Genomic DNA, 17,140 nt, shown 5'->3' with positions numbered 1-17,140 from the left:
CGAGCATGTCGAAGATCGATGACATCCAGAACGACATCAAGGCGACCCCGGGTCTCGGCAAGAGCATGGCCAAGTGGAGCGCACTCGGCGCGGTCGTCGCGATCCCGGTGCCGGTGATCGGCCCGATCTTCGGCGCACTCGCGGGCGCGGGCTATGCCTATTACAAGGGCAAGAAGAAGGTCTGAATGCGCTGCCCCTTTTGCGGACATGAAGACAGCCAGGTCAAGGACAGCCGCCCCACCGAAGACGGGGCGGCGATCCGGCGTCGGCGCCAATGCGAAGGCTGCGCCGCGCGTTTCACGACGTTCGAGCGCATCCAGCTGCGCGAACTGTTCGTACTGAAAAGCGAGGGCCGCAGGGAGCCGTTCGACCGCGAGAAGCTGCTCCGCTCGCTCTCGATCGCGACGCGCAAACGCGCGATCGAGCCGGGACGGATCGAGAAGCTCGTGAGCGGCATCCAGCGCCGGCTCGAGACGCTGGGCGAGAACGACGTTACGTCGAAGCGGATCGGCGAGATGGTTATGGACGGGCTCAAGGGGCTCGATTCGGTCGCGTATATCCGGTTTGCGAGCGTGTACCGGGACTTCAGCGAGGCGAAGGACTTCGAGGCGTTTGCCGGGAGTGTCGAGGAGGTCGGGCGGGCGGAGTGATCCGCCCGTCGGTCGGGTCCCTGGCGGGGGCCCTTCGACTTCGCTCAGGGCGAACGGAAAGATGGGAGGTACGCCACCCCCACTCCGTTCGTCCTGAGCGAAGTCGAAGGACTTGTTTGACCACCACGCCACCGCGTAAGCCCCGGCCATGACATTCTGGGCCTATATGGTGCGCTGCGCCGACGACAGTTATTACACCGGACATACGGACGATCTCGAACGCCGGATCGGCCAACACAACCTCGGCGAGGTGGCCGGCTACACACAGACGCGCCGCCCGGTCGAGCTGATGTGGAGCCAGGACTTCCCCTCCCGACAGGAGGCCCTCGCGGCCGAGTTCCAGGTCAAAAGCTGGTCGCGGCGCAAGAAAGAGGCGCTCTCGCGGGGCGATTGGGCGGATCTGCACGATGCGGCGATCCCCCCGCGTGAGCGTGCCCTTCGACTGCGCTCAGGGCGAACGGAGGAAGAGGAGGGTGCCGCACCACCATCCGGCGTTGATGCCTCACGCCCTCCCCCCGTTCGTGCTGAGCGAAGTCGAAGCACCTTGGCGGACCCAACCCCACCCCCCGTCATAATCCTAGTCCGCCCCCAGCTCGGCGAAAACATCGGCAAGGCCGCGCGCGCGATGCTCAACTTCGGGCTTGTCGAGATGCGCCTCGTCTCCCCGCGCGACGGCTGGCCCAACCCGTCGGCTGGCCCCGCCGCGAGCGGTGCCGACATCGTCCTGCAAAACGCCAAGGTCTATGACAGCGTCGCCGCCGCCACCGCCGACTGCGCACAGGTCTTCGCGACAACGGTCCGCAAACGCGGCGTCACCAAGCCCGTCATGACCCCCGAACAAGCCGCGACCGAGATCCACGCCGCCCCCGGCCGCTCCGCCATCCTGTTCGGACCCGAGCGCTCAGGGCTAGAAACCGACGACGTCGCGGTCGCGCGGACGATCATCACCGTGCCGATCAACCCCGAATTCGGGTCGCTCAACCTCGCCCAGGCGGTGATCCTGGTCGCCTATGAATGGTCGAAGGGGCTGACCGCGGAGCGCGAGCTCAGCCAGCCCTCGATCAACCCGATCATGCCGCCCGCGCCGCAGGAGGAGCTCGACGGGATGATCGGCCAACTCGACACGATGCTGATGGGCGCGGGCTTCTTCTATCCGCCCGACAAGATCCAGACGACGCGCCGCACGCTGCGCACGCTGCTGACCAAGCCCGGCTGGTCGAGCCAGGAAATCCGCACGATGCGCGGCGTGCTCTCGTCGCTGGCAGGGAAGAAGCCCAGGGCCTGACGGGGGGCGAGAGGTGCCTTCGGGCCCGTTCTCCTACCCCCCGTTCGCCCTGAGCGAAGTCGAAGGGTGTGCCCCGAGCGAAGGTGCTTCGACTTCGCTCAGCACGAACGGGGTGGGGAGGGGGCGGTTGCATTGCCGTCGCCCCCGTCGCGTCTCCCTACCCCCCCCCGTTCGCCCGGAGCGAAGTCGAAGGGCATGCCCCAAGCGCAGGTGCTTCGACTACGCTCAGCACGAACGGGGTAGGAGAGGACGTACGCGGGAAGACTTAGCGCCGGTCGAACGCCGCCAGCTCATACGCGATCGACGCCTCGACCAGCCCCTCCCACAGATCCGCGATCGCCGCGTCAGGCAACCCCAGCCGCGCGGCCTCGGCCCGCGCATTCTCGATCACCTGAGTCTTGCGCGCCTCGTCGCGCACATGCCCCCGCTCGGGCTTGATGCGCGCGGCGGCGTCCATATAGGCAAAGCGTCTGGCCAGCAGCGCGACGAGCTCGCGGTCGAGCGCGTCGACGCCCGCGCGGACCTCGGTCATGGTGGTACAGTCGGGGCCGGATAGGATGGTCATGCCGCCTCTTGCCGAGCAGCCCGCACGCTGTCCAGCTTGACTCTGGCAGGCGCGGCGTCTAGGCGCCCGCCTTCGCAATGGCCCTGCACCCCGGTGAAGCGGTGGCCCTGCCTTGTCCGGACCCTTGGGTCCTATGACGACCAGCAGAGCGATACCGGGACCAACGTTGTTTGCATTTGCAAAGGTTATACTATGTCGAAGCGTCAGAGCGCAAAGTACAAACTCGATCGCCGTATGGGCGAGAACATCTGGGGTCGCCCCAAGTCGCCGGTCAACAAGCGTGAATACGGCCCCGGCCAGCACGGCCAGCGCCGCAAGGGCAAGGTCAGCGACTTCGGTATCCAGCTGCGCGCCAAGCAGAAGCTCAAGGGCTATTACGGCGACGTGACCGAGAAGCAGTTCCGCGCCTGCTATTTCGAAGCCGCACGCATGAAGGGCGATACCAGCCAGAACCTGATCGGCCTGCTCGAGCAGCGTCTCGACATGATCGTCTATCGCGCCAAGTTCGCGCCGACGATCTTCGCGGCCCGCCAGATCGTTTCGCACGGCCACATCCGCGTCAACGGCGTGAAGTGCAACGTCGCATCGCGTCGCTGCTTCGTCGGTGACGAGATCACGCTGGGTTCGAAGGCGCAGGAGATGGCGCTGGTGATGGAAGCCCAGACCCTCGCCGAGCGCGAGATCCCCGACTATGTCGCCACCGACGGCGCCGCCAAGGTCACCTTCACGCGCGTGCCCACGCTCGACGAAGTGCCCTACCCGGTGAAGATGGAACCGAACCTCGTCGTCGAGTTCTATTCGCGCTAAGTCGAGCAACGCGAGACCGGCCGGCGTCGCGCAGGCGACGTCCGACGACGTGGCCCCGCCACGGCGCGGTTCGAAAAAGGAAAAGGGCGGTCCTCCGGGGCCGCCCTTTTTCGTTGCGCTACATCCCCATCGCGTTGCGGAGAAATGCATCCGCCTTGGCAAGCATCAGGGTACGCGCACCATCGTCGTCCAGCTGGTGATCGAGACCGGGGAATTCGACGAGCTCGACCTTGCCGCCCGCCCCCTTCAGCCTCGATGCCATCAGCCGCGATTCGTCGATGCCGACATTTCGGTCGCGGTCGCCGTGGAACATCAGGACGGGCGCGGTGATCCGGTCGGCATGGCGCGCGGGCGATCCCGCCTGGACGTGCGGACCGCGACCGATAAAGGCGTCGACCATCGTATAACTGGTAAACCCGCGCGCTTCCTCGCGAAATGCATCGAGATCGGTCACCGGCGCGACCGCGACGATCGCCTTGAACAGCCCGGGTTCGGTGACCGCCGATTGCAGCGCGGCATAGCCGCCATAGGACCAGCCGACGATCGCCAGCGTGGCGGGCGCGGCAATTCCCTGTGCGACCAGCCAGCGGCCGGCATCGTCGACATCGCCGATCGCGGTGCGCCACGACTGGAAGCCGTTCTTCTGGAACCAGGCCGAGCCATAGCCCGTCGAGCCGCGGAAATTGGGCTGAAGCACGGCAAAGCCGCGCGCGGCGAAGAATTGCGGGAGCCAGTCGAACCCCCATTCGTCGCGCGCGCCCGGCCCGCCATGCGGCATCACAATCGCGGGCAACCCCTTGCCGCTGCTGCCGGCGGGCAGCGTCAGATAGCCCGGGATCATTGTCCCGTCGGCCGCGCGAAAGCTGATCGGCTTGACGCTGCCGAGCGGGATGCCGGCGAGCTGCGCGCGCGCCGGCATCACCTCGCCCATTTTCCGGGTCTTGCGGTCGAGCAGGTAATAGCGGCCGGGATCGACGTCGCTGCCCGCGAACAGCAGCAGCGTGTTCTCATCCGCACTGGCATCGATGAACGTCACGATCGGCTTCCCCGGCAGCGCCGCGTTGAGCGACGCCGCCAGCGCGCGCAGCGCAGGATCGAAGAACGCCACCTCGCGCCGATCGGTCGCATAGGTGGCACCGACCACGCGGCTCTGCCGGCCGATGCGGATCAGGCCGTCGACATCGACATCGGGGTGGGCCAGCACGAGCTCGCGCTTGAGCGTGCCGTCCAGCGCGACCTTGAACAGCGCCTGGCGGCCATCCTTGTCGTCAAAGCCATAGGCGATGTTGAGCGCCGGATCGACGGCATAGGGATTGAACCCGGTACCGTTCTGATCGCCCTCCAGCCGGCTCAGCGGCAACCAGGCGCGATCGCCGGGCTTCCGGTACAGATAGTCGGTCCGCCCGGTTTCGTAGCCGGAGTTGCTTCGGCTGCGCAGCCCCATGATCCGCACCATGCCTCGACCGTCGCTGATATACTCGTCCGCCGTCCCGCGCGGCGCCTCGATCGTCCGCCGTGCGAGCGTGACGCTGTCGATCCGTTCGACGCCCAGGCCCTCGCCGCTGCTCGCGGTCTGCATCCCGGTCGTCATCTCGGGCACGAAGCTGCGCGTCATCAGCACCGCGCCGGCGACGCCGTCGGCGGTCCAGTCGATCACGCTGCCGCCGTCCTGCATCATGCCGAGCGAACGGTCGTTGGTGCGGGCGCTGAGCATCTTCATCGCGCTGCCGTCGCGATTGATCGCGACCGTCCGGCTGAAGCCGATCAGCCCGAAACTGCTCTTCGACGCGGTCCGGATCTGGCAGATCACGCGGATGTCGGTGGACCATCGACAGGAGGTCAGCGTTTCGGGATCCCCCGCCGCGGACAGGATCGGCTGTGCCACCTCGCCCGTGGTCATGTTCGCGATCCGCAGCGCGGCACCGTGCCCGCGAACGGGTACGATCATCGCGACATGCGTCCCGTCGGGCGACAGGCTCATCTGCTGGACCGCCTCGCGCGCGCCGAACGCCGCCGCCATCGGCCCGGCCGGGTCCGCGGCGCCCGCCGTCGTCGAAATCCCCACGCACAGCGCCATGCCCGCGCGCACGCGCATCATCGATCGCAACCGCATTCTTATCCCCCGAACCAAGCCCCGCTACGTAACCTAGCAACGCCGCATGCGATGACAAACGCGCACTTTCGTCCAATTTGCACCGGACCGGGGACGGGGACCGAGGCGACCACCGCGGGGGTGGCGCATGCCTTGCGCGGCGGGGGGCACGCTGCCAGAACGCGCGGCAGTAACTCGGGAGATCCCTATGCGCGCTGCCCTTCTGCCCTTGCTCCTTCTCGGCACCGCCACCTCGGCGCAGACCGCGCCCGCCATCTCGGTCGAAACGCTCAAGACCGTCACGCAGACGCTGTCGTCGGATGCCTATGAAGGCCGCGCGCCGACCACGCCGGGCGAAGCGAAGACCGTCGCCTATCTCGTCGCGCAGATGAAGGCCGCGGGGCTGAAACCCGGCAACAAGGGCAGCTGGACGCAGGACGTGCCGATGGTCGAGATCACCGCCAAGGACGTCCGGCCGTTCGTCTTCACCGGCGGCACCGCACCCGTCAGTCTCGCCTATCGCACCGACATGGTCGCGGGCACCTACCGCGTCGCGCCGACGTCGACCGTGACGAACAGCGACGTCGTGTTCGTCGGCTACGGGATCACCGCGCCCGAAAAGGGCTGGGACGATTATGCCGGCGTCGACGTGAAGGGGAAGACCGTCGTCATCCTCATCAACGACGCCGACTGGCAGACAATGGGCCGCGAAGGCCCGTTCGAGGGCCGCGCGATGACCTGGTATGGTCGTTGGCCCTACAAGTTCGAGAATGCGGCCAAGCACGGCGCGGCCGCGGCGATCATCGTCCATGACACCGAACCCGCGGCCTATCCCTGGGCGGTGGTGCAGTCGTCCTGGACCGGGCCGCAGCTCGAACTCGACGAGAAGGGCGATCATCTCGACCAGTCGCAGGTGATCGGCTGGATGCAGAAGCCTGCCGCCGAACGCGTCTTCGCGAGTGCGGGCAAGGACTATGCCGCGCTCGCCGCGGCGGCCAAGGTGAAGGGCTTCAAGGCGGTACCGCTCGGCCTCAAGCTGTCGACCGGCTTTGCCAACACGATCCGGCGCCAGGCGTCGAAGAACGTCATCGGCGTGCTGCCGGGGACGACCGCACCGGACGATTACGTGCTGTATTCGGCGCACTGGGATCATCTCGGCCGCTGCGATGCGGTGGGTGGCGACGACATCTGCAACGGCGCGGCGGACAATGCGACGGGCACCGCGGGACTGATCGCGCTCGCACAGGCGCATGTGAAGGCCGGCCCGGCGAAGCGCTCGCTCGCGTTCCTCGCGGTGACCGCGGAGGAATCGGGGCTGCTCGGCTCGCGCTATTATGCCGAACATCCCATCTATCCGCTCGCGCGGACGGTCGGCGGCGTGAACATGGACGTGCTGAACGTCGACGGCCGCGTGAAGGACTTCGTGCTGACGGGGGCGGGCAAGTCGGAGATCGAGGATCTGGTCAAGCCGTTCGTCGCCGCGCAGGGCCGCGTGATCGGCGTCGAGGCGAACCCCGAACGCGGCGGCTATTATCGCTCGGATCATTTCAGCTTCGCCAAGCTTGGCGTGCCGATGCTCGACGGCGGCAGCGGCGAGGACCTCGTCGTCGGCGGCACCGCGGCGGGTCATGCCGCGCGCGAGGACTATGTTGCCAACCGCTATCACAAGCCCGCGGACGAATATGACGCCGCATGGGACTGGTCGGGTGCGGTCGAGGATCTGACGATCTATTACGGGCTTGGCCGCAAGCTCGCCGACGACACCGCGCTGTGGCCCAACTGGTACAAGACCGCCGAATTCCGCAACATCCGCGACAAAGATCGCGCAGGAGCCAAGTAAGTGACGACACTCCCCCCGCCCGCCGAATGGGCGCATCACAAGGCCGTGTGGATCGGCTTTCCGAGCCATGCCGATCTGTGGCTCGACGATCTCGAACCCGCGCGTGACGAGGTGGTCGCCTTTGCGTCCGCAGTCCATGCCGACGGTAAGGGCGAGACGGTGATCCTGGTTGCCGCGGACGAGGGCTCGGCGCGGACCGCGCGCCGGCTCGCGCCGTTCGCCGAGGTCGTGGTCGAGCCGTTCGGCGACATCTGGCTGCGCGACACCGCGCCGATCATCGTCGGCGACGGCACCGCGCACCAGTTCGTGTTCAACGGCTGGGGCGGCAAATACGACCTGCCCGGCGACGACACGATCGGCCGCCGTCTGGCCGAGAGCCGCGGCAAGACGCTCGCGGCGTTCGACTGGGTGCTCGAAGGCGGCGCGGTCGATGGCGACGGCACCGGCGTGGTCGTCACGACCGAACAGTGCCTGCTCAACCGCAACCGCAACCCCGACCTCGACAAGGCGGGGATCGAGGCGCGGCTGAAGTCCGACCTCGGCTTCAGCCAGGTCGTGTGGCTCGGCGACGGGCTCGTCAACGACCATACCGACGGCCATGTCGACAATCTCGCGCGCTTCGTCGGCGAGGGTCGCGTCGCGATCCCCGAGGCAGCCGAGAACGACCCCAACTGGCAGGTCTATCAACTCGCGAAGCGCGATGCGGAACGTGCCGGCCTGACGGTGGTCGGCATCCCGTCGCCCGGCCGCGTGCTGCGCGACGAGGAGATCGTGCCGGCCAGCTACATGAACTTCTACATCGGCAATGCCGCCGTCGTCGTGCCGCTCTACGGCGCGGAGAATGACGACGCCGCGGTCGCGGCAATCCAGGCGATCTTCCCCGATCGTCAGGTCGTTGGGCAGCGTGCGGATCATATCCTGACCGGCGGCGGCAGCTTCCACTGCATCAGCCAGCAAATCCCCGGCTGATGCTCGCCTTCGCGGTCCGCGCGGTCCTGTCCGGGATCATCGTCGCGCTGATCGCGCTGGTTGCCCGGCGGAGTCCGGCGGCAGGGGCGCTGGTCGCGTCGCTGCCGCTGCTGTCGGTGCTCGGCATGATCTGGCTGTGGCACGACACCGGTGACCGCGTCCGGCTGGCCGCGCATGCCGAGGCGACCTTCTGGTACGTGCTGCCGTCGCTGCCGATGTTCCTGCTGATTCCGGCGCTGTTGCGGCACGGCGTCGGCTTCTGGCTTTCGCTCGCTGCCGGTTGCGTCCTGACGATCCTTCTCTATCTCGCGGTCGTCGCAATCGCGGCGCGCTTCGGCGTGACGCTATAGGAATTCGCATGACCGAGATCACCGTCGCCGCGCTCCAGCTCGGTTTCACTGCCGATATCGACAAGAACATCGCCAATGTCTCGCGGCTGGTCCGCGAAGCTGCGGCGCGTGGCGCGCAGGTGATCCTGCCGCCCGAATTGTTCGAGGGCGAATATTTCTGCCGCGTCGAGGACGAGGGCCTGTTCGCCAACGCCGCCCCCGTCGGCGAGCACAAGGCGGTGCTCGCGATGCAGGCGCTCGCCGAGGCGCTCAAGGTCACGATCCCGACCAGCTTCTTCGAAGCCGATGGCCCGCATCACTATAACAGCCTCGCGATGATCGGCCCCGACGGCGAGGTGCAGGGCGTCTATCGCAAGAGCCACATCCCTGACGGCCCGGGCTATGAGGAAAAATTCTATTTCCGCCCCGGCAATACCGGCTTCAAGGTCTGGCCGCATGCCGCGGCGCAGGGCCGCTCGACGCTTGGCGTCGGTGTCTGCTGGGACCAATGGTATCCCGAGACCGCGCGCGCGATGATGCTGATGGGCGCCGAGGTCCTGTTCTACCCGACCGCGATCGGCAGCGAGCCGCACGACACCAGCCTCGACACAGCGCGGCTGTGGCGGCGTGCGATGGTCGGGCATGCGGTCAGCAACGTCGTCCCGATCGTCGCCGCCAACCGCGTCGGCGTCGAGCATGGCCAGACCTTCTACGGCACCAGCTTCATCGCCGACGAGCGCGGCGATATCCTCGCCGAACTCGGCCGCGACGATGAGGGCGTGATCACCGCGACGATCGACCTCGACATCGTCAAGCGCCACCGCGCCGCCTTCGGCTTCTTCCGCGACCGGCGACCTGAGCTTTACGGACGGCTGGTCGCTGACGTCTGACGCAGCTTATCCTGCGGCGATGCTGCGCCGCAATTCCAGCGCCCGTGCGAAGACTGCCTCGAACATTTCGGGGGTCAGGACGCGGGTGTTCTGGTTGTAGCGCGAGCAGTGATAGCTATCGATCAGGATGCGGCCGTCGGGCATGACATGCTCGGCGAGATGGCCGAACTTCGCCTTGGGCAGGCGTCCGCCGAGCAGCTTGACGCTGGTCTGGTGCGCGATCTGGCCGAGTGCGATGAAGATCCGTGCCTTGGGCAGTTCGGCGAGCTGTGATTCGACGAACGGGCGGCAGGTCCGGATTTCCTCCGGGGTCGGCTTGTTCTGCGGCGGCAGGCACTTGACCGCGTTGATGATGATCGCGCCGTTGAGCTTCAACCCGTCATCGGGTTTCGCCGCGAAGACGCCGTCTGCCAGCCCGAACTTGCCGAGCGTGTCGTAGAGCAGCTGCCCCGCGAAATCGCCGGTGAACGGGCGGCCGGTGCGGTTGGCACCGTGCTTGCCGGGCGCGAGGCCGATGATGCCAAGCCACGCATCGGGATCGCCGAACGCGGGGACGGGCGCGTTCCACCAGGTCGGGAATTCGGCGCGCAGTTCGTTGCGAAAGGCGACGAGGCGCGGGCAATTGGGACAGTCGTGCGGCGGCTCGGTTTCGGGCAGCGGGGAGGGTGCGAAGTTCATCGCGGTGCGTTAGGCGGGTCGGATGGAGCGGACAACCTATGCGATCGCGCTCGGCTCGAATCGGCGCGGGATCCACGGCGCGCCCGCCGCGACGATCCGCGCCGCGCTGGCCGCGGTCGGCGGTGTCGTCGCCGTGTCGCCAATCATCGCGAGCGCGCCGCTCGGGCCGTCGATCCGCCGCTATGCCAATGCGGTCGCGCTGATCGAGACGCGCGACTCGCCGCCCGTGCTGCTCGCGCGGCTGAAGCGAATCGAGACCGCGTTCGGGCGGCGGCGCGGGCGCCGCTGGGGATCGCGGGTGATCGATCTCGACATCATCCTGTGGTCGGGGGGTGCTTGGCGGGGGCCGGGGCTGAACGTGCCGCACGCCGCCTACCGGGACCGCGGCTTCGTGCTGGCACCGCTCGCGCGCATCGCGCCGCGCTGGCGCGACCCGCTGACCGGGCAAAGCGTCCGCCATCTCGCGCACAAGGTTGACCGACCGCGGCTGCGCCCCTAGTGGCTCGCAGCCGATGTACGGGTCCGTAGCTCAGTTGGTAGAGCAAGCGACTTTTAATCGAGAGGTCCCGGGTTCGAGCCCCGGCGGACCCACCATCGGCACCTCCTCCTCTCGCAAGCCCCCGATTCGCCCCCCCATTCGCACCGCTTGATCGGCCGCGCCGGCGCGCGCATCGTCGTGCGATGGACGAATTCACCACCTCGATCGTCGGCATCGACTTCCCCAATGCGGACAAGACCAGGAGCAACCGGCGGATGGAAATCCTGCTCTGTGCGCCGGGCGACCGCGTGACCTTGCGCCGCGAACCGAAGAATCCGCATGATTCGAATGCGGTCGGCGTGTGGAGCGAACGCGACATCCAGCTCGGCTATATCAGCGCCGAACGCGCGCCGATGATCGGCCGGCGGCTGCAGGCCGAGGAGACGAGCGCGCTGTTCCAGGCGATGCATCAGGGCGGTGCCTATATCCGCATCCGCTTCGGCGGGGGCGACCCTTCGCTGCCGCCGCCGATCGCCGATCCCGGCCCGCCGCCACCCCCGCCCGAACCCGACCGCGACGACGGCTTCTACCGCGACGAGGACGGGCCCGAATGGGGCGCCTGATCGCTGGGCGTGGTGAAACACCGCAGCGTGGACCTTTCCCGGATCGAAGGCCGGGCTCACGGGTTATCGCTGCCTGACCAACCCTGTATCGGCGAAGCGCAAAACGCGTTTTACCGGCTTGCCCTGCACGAGGGGCGAGGGCAGGGACGATCGCGTAACCCCGGGAGTTCAAGACATGGCCAGCAGCCTCGTAATCGACCAGAACAGCCTTACCGACAACGACCGCGAGCGGCAGGTCGAGTTCACCGCCGAGATCGACGGCGACGACCGTGATTTCGCGGTGAAATATGCCGTGCTGAAGGAACTCAGCGGCGACGAGCCCGAGGACGACGCGCTCGAGCTGTTCGAGCGTTTCAGCGACGAGATCGTCGACGTCTGCGCCGAAGCCGCGATGAAGAAGCCATCCGCATCGCTCATCGTCATCGACGAGGGCGATCTGGAATAATTCCGCATGACGGCGTCGGCCGGCCGTGGCGAGGGTGATCGCAGCGTGAGGCCCGGCGTCGCCACCCCGGGCGAGGCGCATCGCCGTCGTCTGCCGGTGGTGCTCGCGGGCGCATCGGTCGGCGCGGTCGCGATCGCGCTCGTCCTGCTGATCGGTCTTGCGGTCGGCCACTGGCCGTTCGACTTCGACCGCGCGATCATCCTCAACCTGCGCGCCTGGGGCGGACCGTCCTGGCTGCCCAAGGTCGCCGCCGACGTCACCGCGCTCGGCGGCGGCGTCGTGCTGACGATCATCGTGGTGCTGGCGGCGGGGCTGCTCGCGGTCCAGCGACTCTGGCTCAGCGCGGCGGCGACGCTCGCCGCCAGTATCAGCGGCGGGATGGTCGTCGCGCTGGTCAAGACCGAGGTCGCCCGGCCGCGACCCGACATCGTCGACCATCTGGTCCAGGTGTCGAACATGAGTTTCCCGAGCGGGCATTCGGCGAACAGCGCGATCGTCTATCTCACGCTCGCCGGGCTCGCATCGCAGGTCACCGTGTCGAATGCAGCGCGGCGCTACATCCTCGTCATGGCGATCGTGATGGTCGGGGCGATCGGATGCAGCCGCGTCTATCTCGGCGTCCACTGGCCGAGCGACGTGCTCGCCGGGTGGAGCTTCGGAACGCTGTGGGCGCTCGGTTGGTGGCTCGCCACCGCGCGCGCCCGGGCGGCGATCGGCGGCGAGCGCCACGCCTTTGGCCGCCCGCCCGCCGACGCCTGATCGGGCCTGTTCCTAGCGCTGGCGCTCGGCGAGCGTGCGTTCCCAGGCCAGCGCATCGCGGACGATCCCGTCGAGATCGGCATGGCGCGGCGTCCAGTCGAGCGTCGAAAGGATCGCGCTGTTGTCCGAGATCAGCATCGCCGGATCGCCCGCGCGACGCCCCTCGAGACGGCGGTCGATCGTCATGTTGGTGACCTTGTCGACCGCATCCAGCACCTCGAGCACCGAGAAGCCCGTGCCATAACCCGCGTTGAGCGTATGGCTCTTCGCCGGCTCGGCGACCAGTAGGTCGAGCGCCGCGACATGCGCGGCGGCAAGGTCGCTGACATGGATATAGTCGCGCACGCCGGTGCCGTCGGGGGTGGCGAAATCGGTGCCATAGACGCCGACATGGCTGCGCTTGCCCGTCGCCGCCTCGACCGCGATCTTGATCAGGTGAGTCGCGCCGACCGTCGACTGGCCGCTGCGCCCCTGCGGATCCGCGCCCGCGACGTTGAAGTAGCGCAGCGCGGCATAGTTGATCGGGTGCGCCGCCGCGACGTCGCGCAGCATCGCCTCGGTCATCAGCTTCGACATGCCGTAGGGATTGATCGGCACCGTCGGATCGCCCTCCGCGACCGGCACCTTTTCGGGCGTGCCATAGGTCGCCGCGGTCGACGAGAAGATGAAGTGCGGCACGCCTTCCGCCACCGCGCTCTCGATCAGCGACCGGCTCGCGGCGGTGTTGTTGCGGTAATATTTGAGCGGGTCGCTGACCGATTCGGGCACCACGACCGAGCCTGCGAAATGCATGATCGCACGGACCTTGTGATCGCGGATCGCCGCGCGGACCTTCGCATCGTCGGCAACGTTCGCCTCGACCAGCGTCGCGCGGGGATCAACCGCCCAGTCGAAGCCGGTGACCAGATTGTCGACCACGACCACCTCATGCCCCGCGTCGAGCAGCGCCAGGACCGCATGGCTGCCGATATAGCCGGCGCCGCCCGTTACCATCACCCTGCCATCAAGCCTTGGACCGTCGATCACATGCGTCTCCTCTTTGTTGCGGGGTAGCGGCTTCCTATCTTGGCGGAAAGGAGATCGTGATGACGGATTATGTAACGCTGGCGGGCGGGTGCTTCTGGTGCACCGAGGCCGTGTTCAAGGACGTGATCGGCGTCGAGAGCGCCGAGAGCGGCTATATCGGCGGGCATGTGCCTGATCCGACGTACAAACAGGTATGCGGCGGCGATACCGGCCATGCCGAGGCGATCCGGATCGGCTTTGATCCCGAACAGCTGAAGCTTGGCGACCTGCTCGACATCTTCTTCGCGACGCATGACGCGACGACGCTCAACCGGCAGGGCAACGACGTCGGCACGCAATATCGCTCGGCAATGTTCCCCGCCGACGACGCGCAGAAGGTCGAGATGCAGGCCGCGCTCGAGCGTGCACAGGCGGACAGCGCCAAGCCGATCGTCACGACGATCGAGCCGATGACCACCTGGTACGAGGCCGAAGGCTATCACCAGGATTATTGGGAAACCTCAGGCCGCTCCAACCCCTATTGCATGGCGGTGATCCCCCCCAAGCTGCAGAAGCTCCGCAAGAGCTTCGCCGCACGGTCGAAGGCCGCGGTGAGCGCGTAACGGTGCCGTTCCCCCGCGGACGCGGGGGTCCAGCTAAATACCGGATGCCAACGCGACTCCTGGACCCCCGCCTGCGCGGGGGAACAGGTCAGCGGTGCGCGGCGCGGCGCAGGCGGTCGTTGATCGCCTCGCCGATGCCTTCGGACGGAATGGGCGCGACGGCGATTCTCGGACGGTCGTTCGCATCGGCAGCGTGGAGCAGGTCGAACAGCTTCGCCGCCGCTTCGACGAGGTCGCCTGACGTCGACAGCGAGACATCCCCTGCAATCGCCCCGAACCCGATCAGCCACTCGTCGGCCTCGGCATCGAGCGCGTTCAACCGAAGCAACTTGCTCGGCGCATAATGGCTTTCAAGCTGCCCGGGCGCCGTAACCGCACGCCCCCCCGGCGAAGGCCGGGGCCCAGTTGGGGGACGATCGTGGTGCACGTCGCCCTCCGTTACAGCGACCTTTCCACCTGGGCCCCGGCCTCCGCCGGGGAGGTGTTCTAGAAGCGCGTCCGCCGTCACCGGCCCCGGCCGCAACACCGTCCGCCCCGCCACGATCGTCGACTCGAGCCCCGCCTCGGTTGCGCCATCGTCGAGGATCAGCGGCACGTTCCCCCCCAGACTCGCCGCGACATGCGCCGCCGTCGTCGGCGAGATCCCCCCGCTCGCATTGGCCGACGGTGCCGCGAGCGGCCGCCCCGATGCTGCGATCAGCGCCTGCATCGCCCGGTGCCGCGGCACCCGGATCGCGATCGTGTCGAGCCCCGCGGTCACCAGCGCGGCGATCCCCGAATCGCTGCGCACCGGCAGCACCAGCGTCAGCGGCCCCGGCCAGAACGCCGCGGCCAGCGCGCGCGCATCCGCATCGAACACCGCGATCCGTTCGGCCGCGGCGAGATCGGCGACATGAACGATCAGCGGGTTGAAGCTCGGCCGCCCCTTGGCCGCATAGATCCCCGCCACCGCCTGCGCGTCGGTCGCATCCGCGGCGAGTCCGTAGACCGTCTCGGTCGGCACCGCGACGAGTCCGCCGGCGCGAATCACCGCCGCCGCCTGCGCGACCGCCGCGGTGCCGTAGGGTAAAATCAGGGGGTGTGGACGCGTCATTCTGAAGGCCTATAGCGGGCGCAAAGCATAGCGATAAGAGGATGCCATGGCCTTCACCCCAGCAACCACCGAACAGCGTTTCGTGCTCGATCACGTCGTGCGGATCGGCGAACTCGCCGCCACCGACCGGTTCGCCGCCGCCAGCGACGACGTCGTCGACGCGGTGCTCGAAGGCGTGGGACAGTTCGCCGCGGGCGAATGGGCGCCGCTCAACCGCGCAGGGGACACTGTCGGCGCGAAATGGACCCCCGACGGCGTCGTCATGCCCGACGGTTTCGCGCAGGCGTACAAGGACTATGTCGAGGGCGGCTGGGGCACGATCGGCGTCGAGGAGGAATGGGGCGGGCAGGGCCTGCCCTTTGCGATCCAGACCGCGGTGCTCGACACGCTGGGCAGCGCGAACATGGGCTTCGCGCTCTGCCCGACGCTGACCGTCGGCGCGATCGAGGCGCTCGCGCATCACGGCAGCCCGGAGCAGCAGGCGCTCTACCTCCCGCATCTCGCGACCGGCGAATGGACCGGCACGATGAACCTGACCGAGCCGCAGGCCGGCTCCGACGTCGGCGCGCTGCGCGCCACCGCCACCCCGCTGGGTGACGGCAAATGGTCGATCAAGGGTACCAAGATCTACATCTCGTTCGGCGATCACGACATGGCGCCGAACATCGTCCACCTCGTCCTCGCGCGGACACCCGGCGCCCCCGCGGGTACCAAGGGCATTTCGCTCTTCCTCGTGCCGAAATACCGCCTGAACGACGACGGCACGCCGGGCGACTTCAACGACGTCCGCGTCGTCTCGATCGAGCACAAGATGGGGCTCCATGCGTCCCCCACCTGCGTGCTCAGCTTCGGCGACAATGACGATTGTGTCGGCGAGTTGATCGGTGCGGAACTCGGCGGCATCCGCGCGATGTTCACGATGATGAACAATGCGCGGCTCAATGTCGGGCTTCAGGGCGTCCAGGTCGCGGAGGGCGCGACTCAGGGCGCGGTCGCCTATGCGCTCGACCGCGTCCAGTCGGCGCGCGCGGGCTCGCCGAACAAGGAGTCGGTCAAGATCGTCGAGCATCCCGACGTCCGCCGCATGCTGTTGCGGATGAAGGCGCAGACCCAGGCGGCGCGCGCGCTCGTCTATTATGCCGCCGGGCAGGTCGACCGCGCCAATATGGGCGACGCCGCGGCGCGCAACCGCCTCGAACTCGTCACCCCGCTGGCCAAGGCGCACGGCACCGACATCGGCAACGAAGTCGCCTCGCTCGGCATCCAGGTGCACGGCGGCATGGGCTATGTCGAGGAAACCGGTGCCGCGCAGTATTTCCGCGATGCGCGCATCACGCCGATCTACGAAGGCACCAACGGCATCCAGGCCGCCGATCTGGTCGGCCGCAAGCTCGCGCTCGACAATGGCGGCGCGTTCGCCACGCTGATCGCCGACATCCGCGCGGAAGCCAGGGACGAGCGGCTGCTCGCGCTCGTCGGCGCCTGCGACGCGATCGGCCGCCGGCTCGCCACCGCGGACGCCGACGACAAGCTCGCCGCGAGCTACCCCTTCCTGACGATGCTGTCGGTAGCGACCTGCGGCTGGCTGATGGAACGCCAGGGTGCGGTCGCCGGCACCGACGATTTCGGACGCATGAAGGCAGCCTCGGTGCGCTTCTACCTCGAGCAGATCGTCCCCGAAGCCATGGGCCTCGTCGCCGCCGCCAGCGCCAGCGCGGCGGTGCTCTACGCGATCGAACCGGCGCTCTTCGCGGCGTAACCCCCCCTCCCGTCATCCTGACGAAAGTCAGGATCCAGAGCCACGCATCCGGGCGTCCGTGGCTCTGGATCCTGGGTCGAGCCCAGGATGACGGAGGGGGCTGGTGCGCACACCCTGCTTACGTCCGCCCCCCTCCCGTTCGCCCTGAGCGCAGTCGAAGGGCTGCCCCAAGCCCAGGTGCTTCGACTTCGCTCAGCACGAACGGCGGGGGTGAGGGGTGAGGGACGGGACGGCGACGGAGGCGAGGGGC

Annotated in this window: 19 protein-coding genes and 1 tRNA gene; 15 read left to right on the top strand and 5 right to left on the bottom strand. The window is 67.9% G+C overall.

What is annotated here, in order from left to right:
- Positions 1-5 precede the first annotated feature (5 nt).
- The 3 genes from GV027_RS11000 (at position 6) to GV027_RS10990 (ending at position 1,935) form a co-directional block, all read left to right on the top strand.
- Entirely contained in the window at positions 6-185 is a 180-nt protein-coding gene (locus GV027_RS11000; RefSeq protein ID WP_031394946.1) for a hypothetical protein, read from the top strand.
- Positions 186-650 carry a transcriptional regulator NrdR gene (gene nrdR, locus GV027_RS10995; protein WP_056053297.1) on the top strand — a complete coding sequence of 155 codons (465 nt, stop codon included), beginning with the start codon at positions 186-188 and terminating at the stop codon, positions 648-650.
- Between the two features lie 148 nt (positions 651-798).
- Positions 799-1,935, top strand: a complete 1,137-nt coding sequence (locus tag GV027_RS10990; protein ID WP_159511901.1) for a TrmH family RNA methyltransferase — start codon at positions 799-801, stop codon at positions 1,933-1,935.
- A 265-nt stretch (positions 1,936-2,200) separates the two neighbouring features.
- Here GV027_RS10990 and GV027_RS10985 read toward each other — a convergent pair whose 3' ends face one another.
- Positions 2,201-2,500, bottom strand: a complete 300-nt coding sequence (locus GV027_RS10985) for a chorismate mutase (protein ID WP_031394943.1) — start codon at positions 2,498-2,500, stop codon at positions 2,201-2,203.
- A gap of 192 nt (positions 2,501-2,692) precedes the next feature.
- On the opposite strand from GV027_RS10985, the gene rpsD reads away from it, so the two are divergent.
- The gene (gene rpsD, locus GV027_RS10980; RefSeq protein ID WP_107930814.1) at positions 2,693-3,307 is read left to right on the top strand and encodes a 30S ribosomal protein S4; all 615 of its coding nucleotides are present in this window, start codon (positions 2,693-2,695) and stop codon (positions 3,305-3,307) included.
- 118 nt (positions 3,308-3,425) lie between these two features.
- On the opposite strand, the gene GV027_RS10975 is transcribed toward rpsD, so the two are convergent.
- Positions 3,426-5,420 carry an alpha/beta hydrolase family protein gene (locus GV027_RS10975; protein ID WP_236559177.1) on the bottom strand — a complete coding sequence of 665 codons (1,995 nt, stop codon included), beginning with the start codon at positions 5,418-5,420 and terminating at the stop codon, positions 3,426-3,428.
- A 187-nt stretch (positions 5,421-5,607) separates the two neighbouring features.
- On the opposite strand from GV027_RS10975, the gene GV027_RS10970 reads away from it, so the two are divergent.
- The 4 genes from GV027_RS10970 to aguB are packed head-to-tail and all read left to right on the top strand — an operon-like array spanning position 5,608 to position 9,427.
- On the top strand, positions 5,608-7,239 hold the full coding sequence (locus GV027_RS10970; RefSeq protein WP_159511900.1) for a M28 family peptidase: 1,632 nt from the start codon (positions 5,608-5,610) through the stop codon (positions 7,237-7,239).
- Positions 7,240-8,208 (top strand): agmatine deiminase family protein, encoded by a 969-nt coding sequence (locus tag GV027_RS10965; RefSeq protein WP_037529911.1) that lies wholly within the window; start codon positions 7,240-7,242, stop codon positions 8,206-8,208.
- Positions 8,208-8,558, top strand: a complete 351-nt coding sequence (locus GV027_RS10960) for a DUF3147 family protein (protein WP_159511899.1) — start codon at positions 8,208-8,210, stop codon at positions 8,556-8,558. The genes GV027_RS10965 and GV027_RS10960 overlap by 1 nt, the downstream gene beginning before the upstream one ends.
- Before the next feature lie 8 nt (positions 8,559-8,566).
- Positions 8,567-9,427: an N-carbamoylputrescine amidase gene (aguB, locus tag GV027_RS10955; RefSeq protein WP_159511898.1), complete on the top strand. Its 861-nt coding sequence runs from the start codon at positions 8,567-8,569 to the stop codon at positions 9,425-9,427.
- A 6-nt stretch (positions 9,428-9,433) separates the two neighbouring features.
- On the opposite strand, the gene GV027_RS10950 is transcribed toward aguB, so the two are convergent.
- Positions 9,434-10,105, bottom strand: a complete 672-nt coding sequence (locus GV027_RS10950) for a uracil-DNA glycosylase (protein ID WP_159511897.1) — start codon at positions 10,103-10,105, stop codon at positions 9,434-9,436.
- 22 nt (positions 10,106-10,127) lie between these two features.
- Here GV027_RS10950 and folK point away from each other — a divergent pair, with 22 nt between their 5' ends.
- The 5 genes from folK to GV027_RS10925 all read left to right on the top strand — a co-directional run bounded on the left by folK (position 10,128) and on the right by GV027_RS10925 (position 12,410).
- Entirely contained in the window at positions 10,128-10,604 is a 477-nt protein-coding gene (folK, locus tag GV027_RS10945) for a 2-amino-4-hydroxy-6-hydroxymethyldihydropteridine diphosphokinase (protein ID WP_159511896.1), read from the top strand.
- 19 nt (positions 10,605-10,623) lie between these two features.
- Positions 10,624-10,699: transfer RNA gene (locus GV027_RS10940), tRNA-Lys, on the top strand.
- Positions 10,700-10,786: 87 nt separating this feature from the next.
- Positions 10,787-11,206, top strand: a complete 420-nt coding sequence (locus GV027_RS10935) for an HIRAN domain-containing protein (protein WP_107930800.1) — start codon at positions 10,787-10,789, stop codon at positions 11,204-11,206.
- A 175-nt stretch (positions 11,207-11,381) separates the two neighbouring features.
- Positions 11,382-11,651 (top strand): DUF1488 family protein, encoded by a 270-nt coding sequence (locus tag GV027_RS10930; protein ID WP_031395725.1) that lies wholly within the window; start codon positions 11,382-11,384, stop codon positions 11,649-11,651.
- A 6-nt stretch (positions 11,652-11,657) separates the two neighbouring features.
- A complete protein-coding gene (locus GV027_RS10925; protein WP_159511895.1) occupies positions 11,658-12,410 on the top strand; it encodes a phosphatase PAP2 family protein in 753 nt (250 codons plus the stop codon).
- A 12-nt stretch (positions 12,411-12,422) separates the two neighbouring features.
- On the opposite strand, the gene galE is transcribed toward GV027_RS10925, so the two are convergent.
- Positions 12,423-13,403: a UDP-glucose 4-epimerase GalE gene (gene galE / locus GV027_RS10920; protein WP_107930795.1), complete on the bottom strand. Its 981-nt coding sequence runs from the start codon at positions 13,401-13,403 to the stop codon at positions 12,423-12,425.
- 92 nt (positions 13,404-13,495) lie between these two features.
- Between galE and msrA the strand changes: the two genes are divergently transcribed.
- The gene (gene msrA, locus GV027_RS10915; RefSeq protein ID WP_159511894.1) at positions 13,496-14,038 is read left to right on the top strand and encodes a peptide-methionine (S)-S-oxide reductase MsrA; all 543 of its coding nucleotides are present in this window, start codon (positions 13,496-13,498) and stop codon (positions 14,036-14,038) included.
- Between the two features lie 88 nt (positions 14,039-14,126).
- On the opposite strand, the gene GV027_RS10910 is transcribed toward msrA, so the two are convergent.
- Positions 14,127-15,131 carry an L-threonylcarbamoyladenylate synthase gene (locus tag GV027_RS10910; protein ID WP_159511893.1) on the bottom strand — a complete coding sequence of 335 codons (1,005 nt, stop codon included), beginning with the start codon at positions 15,129-15,131 and terminating at the stop codon, positions 14,127-14,129.
- Between the two features lie 46 nt (positions 15,132-15,177).
- Here GV027_RS10910 and GV027_RS10905 point away from each other — a divergent pair, with 46 nt between their 5' ends.
- On the top strand, positions 15,178-16,890 hold the full coding sequence (locus tag GV027_RS10905; RefSeq protein ID WP_159511892.1) for an acyl-CoA dehydrogenase: 1,713 nt from the start codon (positions 15,178-15,180) through the stop codon (positions 16,888-16,890).
- Positions 16,891-17,140: the final 250 nt, after the last annotated feature.

This window comes from Sphingomonas sp. T1 (assembly GCF_902506585.1).
Taxonomy (GTDB): domain Bacteria; phylum Pseudomonadota; class Alphaproteobacteria; order Sphingomonadales; family Sphingomonadaceae; genus Sphingomonas; species Sphingomonas aerolata.
Note: the sequence above shows the minus strand (reverse complement) of the source record. Positions and strands in the feature narration are given on the sequence as shown.